The 1903-nt window shown below is 41.2% G+C and carries 1 protein-coding gene; it reads right to left on the reverse strand.

Features of this window, described 5'->3' with window-relative positions:
• On the reverse strand, positions 1–1417 hold a 1417-nt coding region (locus tag BCU94_RS18920; RefSeq protein ID WP_133149811.1), incomplete at its 3' end, for a hypothetical protein.
• Between the last annotated feature and the right edge of the window lie 486 nt (positions 1418–1903).

Raw genomic sequence — 1903 nt, forward strand, 5'->3', positions numbered from 1 at the left:
CGCCCCAGCCAAAATGCTCTGCTGATAATGGACGAATAGCTTCATTAATATCGTAAATAGGATATTGATTATCCCCGCCAACCCGATGGCTTTCTGGTGCAGCAAACGTCAACTGTCTAGCCATTACCGCGGTATAATCAACGGGGTAATACATAGGCCAAACATCTGCAAAGGTGTGCATATTTCTGTCGCCGTACCAATCAGTAAGGTCAATTTCAATGCCTTTACTTGCAAAGTATTCGCCACATTCTTGATCAATTTGACCGTTTGATGTGCCAGTGGCTGAGCCATCAAGGGCAATGCCATCACAGAATGTTGCCGGTGGCGTGTCTTCAGGCTTAGACATACCTCCAAGGCCGTACTTGTGATTCCAATCTTTTATATAACGGCGCTCATAACCATTAATCGCATATGCGTATCGAGCCTGGTTAGTGGCACCATCAATAGAATTAATAATGAAGTGCTGAATATCTATACCTGTGGATATCTTACCCCAGTATGAAAAACCAACATCAATCAGCCCATCTTCATGCATACTCATATAAATATCCGCCATGGTGATCATGGCATCTTTCTTATATATGTCAGGACGTAAGTTATGTGGTCTAACCTCGACGTTATAAAAATATCTTGGTTCGCCATCAACAGGATCAAGCATAACTTCAGGAATAATTATACGATTATCAGAGAACTGAGCCTGAGCTTCGTTGCGACGCTCAACCTGTGTTCTTTGCATTTCTTCACGTCGGTAGGTATAAGCCTCACTTCTTGGACGCAGTAATACACCTGAATTTGATTGCAGCACTGTCATTTCTAAACGAGTGCCAACGTTTTCCCCCCAATTGGTGTATTTATATTCTCTCTTAAAGTCTGCAGTATCTGGGATCCAATTGGCATACCAGTTAGGATCGCCTTCTCCAACTGGTTTTCCATCAATATCAAACTCTACAGCACTACCATCCTCATTACGCCATACCGTATAGCGATAAGCACCGATATCTTCGCCCCATTGGTACTCAACATGGAAATCATCACGGGTCTGAGATAGGTATAGCAGCACTTCTGCAAAAGTGATTTGACCATCATTAAACAAATCATCCCGCAGCGGTGTTGGAATAACCCGACGAACCTCTTCTGCTTCAACAGTGAATCCATGTTTAATATCGGCATGTCGTCTTTCAGATTGAGCAACCCAATCAGCTCTGTCCATCCTGTCGAAGTAGATGGTTATTGGTCCTTCTAATTGCCATTTTATATCCGGTCCCCAAACATTATCGAATACCTCGCTACCAGTTTGTGGTGGTTGGCCTGTTTCAGGTAAATCTGGCGGGGTTGGAGCACTGTTGGAGTCATCACTTCCACAGCCTGAAAGTATCGCCAATGCAAGCAAAGCAGCAGTTGTATTTAATTGTTTCATATCATCCATTTCACAACATTTTTCGAATGTGGGCGATACTCGCTCAACCTACCCCTTTTGAGTTAGTGACTTATCACAGTAAAATACATTCAGTTGTAATAAAAATGATATTGAATTCTTAGATTTGAAACGTATCACAAATAGCTTGGGTTGCATTAAATTGAACACCTCAAACCTCTTAAACTATTTGAAACGCACACCTTGAACATTTACACACCTTAACAACCTAAATAAAGCTAAAACAGCTCAACTTTAACCTAACTACTACACCCATCAATTAAAATGAATGCTTTTTAGACAGTAAAATGACCATGATAAAGAGTTGAGGTTCCACGCTTTACTACAATATAAAACTGCTTTCCAACAAGCTTAAAATCAGATTTTACCCACAGCTATGACAAACCTTTGTCAGCTTAGCTCAGGACGGAACATACTCAAAAAAAAGGCCACTTGAAATCAAGTGGCCTTTAGCATCGAATTTAACTA

The organism is Shewanella sp. 10N.286.52.C2, assembly GCF_002874545.1.
GTDB lineage: Bacteria > Pseudomonadota > Gammaproteobacteria > Enterobacterales > Shewanellaceae > Shewanella.